This window comes from Colwellia marinimaniae (assembly GCF_002207865.1).
GTDB lineage: Bacteria > Pseudomonadota > Gammaproteobacteria > Enterobacterales > Alteromonadaceae > Colwellia > Colwellia marinimaniae.
On the sequence record NZ_BDQM01000464.1, the window covers coordinates 1 to 243 of the forward strand.

Annotated in this window: 1 protein-coding gene; it reads right to left on the bottom strand. The window is 52.3% G+C overall.

What is annotated here, in order from left to right; genetic code table 11:
- Positions 1-43 precede the first annotated feature (43 nt).
- Positions 44-243 (bottom strand): NADH-ubiquinone oxidoreductase-F iron-sulfur binding region domain-containing protein (locus MTCD1_RS20085; RefSeq protein WP_305764600.1); only part of this gene is annotated, 200 nt, incomplete at its 5' end.

Consider the following 243-nt stretch of genomic DNA (forward strand, 5'->3'; position numbering starts at 1 on the left):
ATGGTGATGCTGACCATGTCTGTGTCAGTGTTGAGATTATTCATCACGTCCCCTCGACTCTGTTGGCATTTATCCTGCTGTGTGTCTTAGCTGTGGCAGTCTTCTTTGCGACTCGTTCATCATGATAGGGGCAGCATTGATGCTTGATATGCGTCTCAAAATCTTGCCTGAAATATTTAAGGGCGCTCTGCAGAGGTTCCACCGCGCCGGGAGCGAGGGCGCAAAAGGTGTTGCCGGGCGCGG